The sequence below is a fragment of the Planotetraspora thailandica genome (assembly GCF_016863335.1).
Taxonomy (GTDB): Bacteria; Actinomycetota; Actinomycetes; order Streptosporangiales; family Streptosporangiaceae; genus Planotetraspora; species Planotetraspora thailandica.
Genome location: NZ_BOOR01000107.1, coordinates 1 through 7,473, shown reverse-complemented (window position 1 = coordinate 7,473; position 7,473 = coordinate 1). Strand labels below are relative to the sequence as shown.

4 protein-coding genes are annotated in these 7,473 nt (G+C 67.4%); 1 reads left to right on the top strand and 3 read right to left on the bottom strand.

Annotation, left to right across the window (positions count from 1 at the left end; translation table 11 throughout):
* Positions 1 to 91: 91 nt before the first annotated feature.
* From Pth03_RS41010 to Pth03_RS41000, 3 genes are all read right to left on the bottom strand, one after another.
* Complete coding sequence (locus Pth03_RS41010; RefSeq protein WP_203949935.1) at positions 92 to 244, bottom strand: hypothetical protein; 153 nt, start codon at positions 242 to 244, stop codon at positions 92 to 94.
* Between the two features lie 663 nt (positions 245 to 907).
* On the bottom strand, positions 908 to 2,950 hold the full coding sequence (locus Pth03_RS41005; protein WP_203949934.1) for a ThuA domain-containing protein: 2,043 nt from the start codon (positions 2,948 to 2,950) through the stop codon (positions 908 to 910).
* 41 nt (positions 2,951 to 2,991) lie between these two features.
* Complete coding sequence (locus tag Pth03_RS41000; RefSeq protein WP_203949933.1) at positions 2,992 to 6,930, bottom strand: ThuA domain-containing protein; 3,939 nt, start codon at positions 6,928 to 6,930, stop codon at positions 2,992 to 2,994.
* 238 nt (positions 6,931 to 7,168) lie between these two features.
* On the opposite strand from Pth03_RS41000, the gene Pth03_RS40995 reads away from it, so the two are divergent.
* Positions 7,169 to 7,306 (top strand): hypothetical protein, encoded by a 138-nt coding sequence (locus Pth03_RS40995; RefSeq protein WP_203949932.1) that lies wholly within the window; start codon positions 7,169 to 7,171, stop codon positions 7,304 to 7,306.
* The last annotated feature ends 167 nt before the right edge of the window (positions 7,307 to 7,473 follow it).

The following is a 7,473-nucleotide window of genomic DNA, read 5'->3' as shown; positions in this document are numbered from 1 at the left end:
ACACAATCCGAATGATCAATCATCCGGCCGCCGCTTCCGGCCCCGACACACCCGACCGGCCCCAACAACCTCCAAGTCACCGACCGTCACATCAACATACGTAATAGCCGAGTTTCGGGAAGTCCTCCAGCTGTCCGAGCAGCGTGTCGTACACCTCGTCGGCAAGCCGGCCGCGAGATCTTCCCGGCGGCGTTCCGCCCGTCATGGCCCCACGGCCCCGCGCGATCGTCGCTTCGTCGTCCATCGTGACGTGAGGTCCCTTCTAGCGTCTTCGCGAACCTGTTGACATCGGTCGCAACGCTGCTGCATGCTGACGACCACTGGGATCGTATAGGAAAGGTGACGGATGCTAGCCATCCTGCACCATCGCGGAACCGCCCGCCAGCGCCCTACTTCGACCACTTAAAGCTCCCCTGAGCATGCTCGACGTCCTGCTCGGTTCGCCACCGGGCCACACAAGGACCGAAGGACTTCTCGACTGACTGAAGACCCAGTACGGCGCGGCGTACTCGTGAGGCCGGTCTGCGGGGCGGCGCCCGCGACAGCCCGGCAATTCGACCAAGGGTCACCGTCATCTTCCTCCCCTCCGATCGCGGACGCATCCGTTATCCGCGTCGCGGAACGCGTTCTTTCATTTCATTCGGCCGGCTCATCACGACCTCGCGATCGGCCTCGGTGATCGCCCCTGCCGGCGCAACCGAGTCGGCCTGGACCTAGTGTTCGAATGCCGCCTGCAGGGCGTCGACCCGACCGCATCACCGCTCCCTTCGGAGGATGGGTCACGTGCGGCACCTACCGATGTTTCGTCGATGATCATGAGAAGGTCGTGCATAAATCCGCGATAGTGGTGCGCTCCAGCGTCAGCGCGGCGGGAGCGGCGATCCACCGCCCCCGCCGCGTGAACGGGTCAGCGGTTGCGGTTGAGGTTCTGCATCCACTCCCGCAGCTCGCGCGCCTGCCGCGCGAGCTCGGAACGCGCCGCAGCGTCGCCGGAGGCCTTGTCGTTCGCCAGGGCGACGATCGAGTTCAGCGCCGGGATGGCGGTGGTGTAGTTGGTTGCCAGGTAGCTGTCCCGCGCGATGTCCAGGGCGGCACCGGCGGCGTCCGCGGCGGCCGCGGTCAGCAGCCCGGCCGCTCGGTCGGCCTCGATCAGCAGGCTGGTCTCGCGGTAGGACGAGCAGTTAGCGCCCTTGCGGTCGGCGGTCGTCTCGATCCCGCCGAGGATGATCCGCATGAACGAGTCGTCGTAGTACTGCGTCCGGAAGTGGCCGAGGATGGTCGAGAACGCCTTGCCACCGTCCCAGTTCTGGCACCACGCGATCGGGTGGTCGCCGTTCATCAGTTGCAACGGGTTGGTGGCCGCGTTGCCGCTGTTGAGGCTGCGCTGGTAGCTGTCCTCGTTGAGGCTCAGCAGCGTGTGCACGTCGGCCCGCATGTTGCGGTCGAAGTTGTAGAGCTCGTCGACCGTCATCCACCGGGCAGGGAGATGCGCGGTCGCCGGGTGCGTTTTGTCCTCGGTCACCACCTCGGTGTGGATGCAGCTGCCGCACTGGCCGAACCCGTTCTGGCCGTTCGGATGGTTGGTGAAGAACCCACCGACGAGGTTGCCGTACCACGGCCAGGTGCCGATCTCGAACGAGTCGGCGGCGCCGTGGATGCCGACATAGCCGCCGCCCTGGTTCATGTAGGCCTCGAAGTTCGGCTGCTCGGTGATCGAATTGAGCGGGCCCGGGTGCCCGACGTTGGACTCGAAGACGATCGTGTCGTACTGCTTGAGCGTGTCGAGGCTCAGGAACGGGCTCGTGGGCAGCGTGACGGTCGGGAGTTGCGGGTCGTAGACGTCGACGTTGAAGTTGTGCGCGATGCCGAGCTTCTGGATCGCGGCCACGGTGTGCGGGATGTGGTCGTGCCGGAATCCCGTCGTCTTGGAGAAGATCAGGACGTTGTAGTCGGCGTGCGGGTTGTGCGGGAGCGGGGCGAGCACCGGGTCCGGGATGAACTTCGGGCCCTCCGCGGGCTCAGACTTGAGGCCCGTCGCGGGCTCCGGCGCGAGCCGGCCGTTGAGCTGGTCGATCAGGTAACGCGCATCGCCCACGAGTGTGCTGCGGACCGAGCCGTGCGCGATCCGGGCGTTGGCGATCGAGACGAACTCGTTCAGGACCTGGCGCGCGGGCTTGGCCGAATCGGCGTCGGCGAGCGCCTTCGCCTGGTCGAGCTTGGCTTGGAGCGCCGCGCCAGCCTCCGCCGGGACGCTGCCGGCGGTCACGAACCCGGCGATCAGCGTGCCGACGTCCGCGAACGATGTCGTCACGATGAACGTCTGCGTGTACTTCGCGCTGTTGGAAGCAGCGTCAGAGAGATGCACCGCGAGCGTGTGCACGCCGAGCGACAGGTCGGAGGTCTGCACCGGCAACGGCGGGACCAGCTTGCCGTCGAGGTACATGTTCAGCACAGCCACTCCGCCCGAGCCGGGGGTGGGGTCCGTGCGCGTCGGGATAAGTGTGGCGACGTGACCGACGTGACCGTCGGTGATCGCCGGGTACGACGCAGCCGGCGCGCGCGTGTCGATCCGGACCGAGATCGAGCGGAACGCCGCGACGTTTCCGGACGTGTCGACCGCGCGGTACCGGACGCTGGTGTTGCCCTCCTGCGTGATCACCGCCGACGCCGTGGCCGACGCCGGCGCCCCCGCGACGGGCACGTCGATGTAGGCGGCGCCGCCGTTGAGCGAGTACTGGAACTTGTCGATGCCGACGTCGTCGGTCGCCGACATGTTCAGCGTCACCGAGTCGCGGTACCAGTTGTTCTGGCCGGTCGGCGCAGAGGGCGACAGCGTCGCCACGTTGATCGTCGGCGGGGTCGTTTCCTGTGCCCACGACGGTGCCGCGGGGATGAGTGCGGCCGCCGTCACGCAGGCGGCCACTACCGATGTGCGAAATCTTCTTCGCATTAGTGTCTTCTCTCTCTCTTGCCGCTATACGGGCGGGCTCGCTAGCTGCCGATGCCCGTGCCGACGAACTCGGCCCAGTTGAGGTTGAACAGGTTGCCGCCCGTGGCGCCACCCGTGACCGAGCGGAACACCAGGAACAGCTCATGCGTCCCGGACATCGAGACCGGGGACGTCTGGCTTGTCCAGGTTCCCGTCCCACCGGTGGACACGAGGTTGGCCGTCGTCAGGATCGGCCCGGTGATCGAGTCCTGACGGACCTCGATCGCCGCCAGCGGCGACCCGGGCGTGCGGCCGGTCGTCGCGTCCGCCACGCGGAACGTGATCGAATCGATGTTGGTCAGGTTGAATGGGCCGTTGAGCTGGAGCCAGTCGCCCGAGCCCAGGCTGCCGCGGTGCACGCCGACGCCGCCGTCGCCGCCGTCGGTGTTGGTCGCCGTGTTGGTGCCGGACTGGTTGACGACGAACTCCACCTCCTGGTGCTTCTGGCGGATCTGGTGCTGGCTGGTCGTGGTCAGCTGTGGGACGCCGCCCGGACCGCCGTGGTCGGTGTAGCGCGCCTGGATCACGCCGGAGACGTTGCCGCCGTGTGAGACGTCGTCGGCGATCGTGTGGAGCACGCCCGAGCAGCCGTTGACGGACTCCTCGGCGTGGCCGTGCGTGTCGTGGCCGAGCACGAACGTCACCTGCACCTCGGAGCAATTCACCGTCCCGTCCTCGGGGTCGGTGACCGTGACCGAGAACGGGATGTCGTCGCCGAACGCGAACGTCCCGCCCTCCACCGGCGTATTGACGACCACCGTCGGGCTCGTGTTGCCCACGGTGATCACGGTGCTGGTCGAGGTTTGCTTGTCGGACGAGTCGAGCACGGTCAGCACGGCCGTGTAGCGGCCGGACTGCGTGTAGGTGTGTGTCGGGTTCGGGTCGGTCTCGATCGCCGAGCCGTCGCCGAAGTTCCACTCGTAGCGGATCGAGTCGCCGGGATCCTCATCCAGCGAGCCGGCGCTGGAGAAGTTCACGGTCAGCGGCGTTGAGCCGTCGGTGCGGTCCGTGGTGAGCACGGCCTTCGGCGCGCGCTTGCCCTTGACGTACTCCCACTTGTACATGCCCGCGTCGGGGCTGATGACGTTGAACCCGTTGCCGTAGGTCAGCATGTAGAACGCGCCGTCAGAACCGAACTGCACGTCCATCGGGTTGTCGCACTCGAACCGGAACCTGCCTGCCCCGGCGTTCGCACGGCTGCCGCAATCCAGGAAGTTGTTGATCTTCTGGATGTGGTTGTTCTGCTTGTCGAGCTTGACCTCGCGCAGCGTGTCCTGCGTCCACTCGCTGATGATCACCGAGTCGTCGTAGTACGGCGGGAACTTGTTAGGGTTCGGGTTCTTCGCGTCGTAGTGGTACTTCGCGACCCCGTGCGGACCGACGCCGCCGGTGTAGAGCTCGGGGAACAGCCGCGGGCATTCGGTCGTCGAACCGGGCGCGATCGGGCCCGGGGTCGGCGCGTAGTAGGCCTCGCACGGCGTGCCGAGCGGCGCGCTCGTGTTGTTGTCGCGGTAGGAGTACCAGATGTCCGGGTCGCTGACCGGCGGGACGTCCCTCAGGCCCGGCTCGACCGACGGACCGCCCTCAATGTTCCACAGCGAGTCGTTGCGCTGGGTCGGCCCGTCGCAGTCGAACTTCCGAGGCGGGTTGTTCAGCGGCGTGCCCGGGGTGGTGGTGCCGGGCGCGAACTCGTGGAAGTTCCACTCGTAGTGCGCGAGGTCGCGCTTGTAGCACGTCGGCCAGCCGTAGTTGGACGGCTTGCGCACGATCTCGTAGCGGCCGGTGCCCGACGGGCCGTGCGAGCGCTGCGGTGTCTGGGCGTCGGGCGAGTAGTCGCCGATGTAGGCCACGTCGTTCTCGTCGACCTGGATCCGGAACGGGTTGCGGAAACCCATCGCGTAGACCTCCGGCCGCGTCTTGTCCTGCGGCGCGCCCGCGACCAGCGGGAACAGGTTGCCCGACGGGATCGAGTAGGCGCCCGTGCCGGAGCCGAAGTCGACCTTGTTGGCGTCGGCGGCGGAGATGTTGCCGTCCTTGACCTTGATCCGCAGCACCTTGCCGCGCAGGTCGTTGGTGTTCAGCGCGCTGCGGCGCGAGTCACCGGTGAGCCGCTGATACCAGCCGCCCGCCTGCGCCGTGTTGGTGGCGATCGCCGGCGTGGCGGTGCCGGTCAGGCCGGCGCCGTCGGCGGTGATCTGCGGCTGATCGGACTGCTGCTTGCCGCGGCGGAAGAACACGTTGACGTTCGACGTGTTGACCGGGCCGCCGCTGGTCTGGATCTCATCCGCCTCGATGTTCGAGAGCGCCTCGAGCGCCGCGTCGATCGCATTGCGATCCGCGTTCCACGCGATCGGCTCCGTCGTCTGGCCCTCGAAGGTCAGCGTGAACGTGCCGCCCGTCGCGTTGGTGACGCGCACGGTCTGCTGCTCGTCGGTCTTCTGCGAGTTGTACGGCCCGTAGCCGCCGCCGTTGATGCCGCCCGCGGGCGTGTCATCGCCGGTGACCATCCAGAGGTTGCCGTGCTTGTCGAAGTCGATGTCGCCTGCGACGTGGCAGCACTCCTGGCGGTTGACTGGCACGCGCATGATCTGCTGCTCGGAGCCCATGTCGAGGTGCGCCGGCGTGCTGTCGGTGGCGTCGACGAACTTGAAGCGGCTGAGCTGGAAATAGCCCACGTACGGATCCCACGCGGTCTTGGACGCCGCCACGTCCGGCGGGGTGGTGTTCGGCGTGATCTGGGTGACGACCGATCCGTCGCTCAGCTTGACGTCGGTGACCTCCTTCGCCGAGTAGTAGAGGTAGACCCACTTGTTGGTCGCGAAGTTGGCGTCGACCGCCGGGCCATAGAGCCCGTCCTCGCCCGCGGAGTAGATCTGCTGCGTCATCGGCAGGCTCGGATCGGCGAAGTTGGCGACGACCGTGGTGACGCCCGTGGTCGAGTCGTGCATGCGCAGCGAGCCGAGGCGGTCCGTCTGCAGAACGCGGCCGTCCGGCAGCTGGTCGAAGCCGATCGGCTCCTGCAGGTTCGGCGGCGAACCGATCTTCGTCTGCTGGTAGTTGGCCAGCACGGTCGCGCCGCAATCGCTGTAGACCGGGTCGGCCTGGCCCGCGGCCCAGCCGATCGCGCCCTTGAGGTGCTTGGTGAGGCCGGCGTCGAAGCTCGCGGCCGTGTTGCCCAGACCGGTGTAGAACGAGCGGCCGCCCTGGAAGTCCTTACACCACGAGACCGGGTGATCGGCGCCCATCGTGCCCCCGGCGATCCCGTCGAGGTTGGCGCCCTGCGGCTGCGGCCCGAACGGGTCCTCGACGACGGTGGCGAGGACGTGTGACACACCGCGGACGTTCTTCGCGAAGTTGTACCAGTTGTCGGTCCGCGACCAGAACTGCGGCAGATCCTTGCTCGCGTCGTGGACGCGGTCGGCGACCTTCACGTCACCCGATTGCACGTCGGTCCTGCCGGACGCACGCGTCCCCAGGATGTCAGTCAGGAACGACCAGGACTCGTCGGTCTCGACCGCCGAGCCGACGCCGACGAAGCCGCCGCCGTCGCGGAAGTAGCTCTCGAAGTTCGCGCGTTGCGCGTCCGTGAGCGGGCTCGCGTGACCCGTGTCCAAGAACACGACCGCGCGGTACTGCGCCAGCTTCTTCTCCGTGAAATGGTCGCCCACGTCAGCGGGCCCGGGCGCCACGACCGTGAAATGACCGGTTCTGGCCGCATCCCGGATCGCGGCCAGGCCGGCCGACGACACCGCGTCCTGGGTGCTGCGCACCACGAGCACCTTGAAGCGGGCGTCTGGTGGTGCGGGCTTGGCGGCAGGCGGGGACGGCTGCGGCAGCGCCGCTGCAGCGACCTTGAAAGCGGGCTCAGCCGCCGTGGCGGCCTCGGCGCTCACCGGCGTCGCGAGGAGCGTGATGAAAGGGGCGATGAGGGCTAAGGCCATCGTGGTCGCGGTGCGACGTCTCGGGCGTCGTCCGTTTTTTGGCGGGGCTGCGTCGAGCAGCCTGGCCCACGTTCGATGACGTGGTGACATGAAAAACCCTTCCTGACTGGGGGGATGTCAGGCAAGGCGCGCGCCGCCGCGCTTATTGCCACTTGGTGGTAGCGGATATTGCGGTTGCTGGAGGGTGCCGTCTCCAGGTCTGTGGGGCCGTCACTAAGGTGCCGGCCTGGGTGAATCCATGATCGTGGTCGAGCCGTCGATGATGTGGTTGATCACCATGCTCGCCGCGCCACGGGAGGCGGCGCCGAAGCCGAGCGTGGAGGCGACGAATCGGCACTGGGCGGCTGGAGCTGCCACCACGAGCCGTTGCAGCTGATCTTGTGCGTGTGGCAGCAGCCACTAGGCCAGCGAGGCGAAATAGCCTCCGATGACGATCACTCGCGGGTTGAACAGGTTGGCCAGGATCGAGCCACCGAGCCCGAGCCACTCGCCGACCTGTGCCACCGCCATCGTCATGCGCCGGTCGCCAGAGGCCAGGCCTCT

What these genes read in the sequence shown, in the direction of transcription:
- Pth03_RS41000 (WP_203949933.1), bottom strand. Translation starts at nt 6,930, where the DNA reads ATGGCCTTAGCCCTCATCGCCCCTTTCATCACGCTCCTCGCGACGCCG.
- Pth03_RS40995 (WP_203949932.1), top strand. Translation starts at nt 7,169, where the DNA reads ATGATCGTGGTCGAGCCGTCGATGATGTGGTTGATCACCATGCTCGCC.
- Pth03_RS41005 (WP_203949934.1), bottom strand. Translation starts at nt 2,950, where the DNA reads ATGCGAAGAAGATTTCGCACATCGGTAGTGGCCGCCTGCGTGACGGCG.
- Pth03_RS41010 (WP_203949935.1), bottom strand. Translation starts at nt 244, where the DNA reads ATGGACGACGAAGCGACGATCGCGCGGGGCCGTGGGGCCATGACGGGC.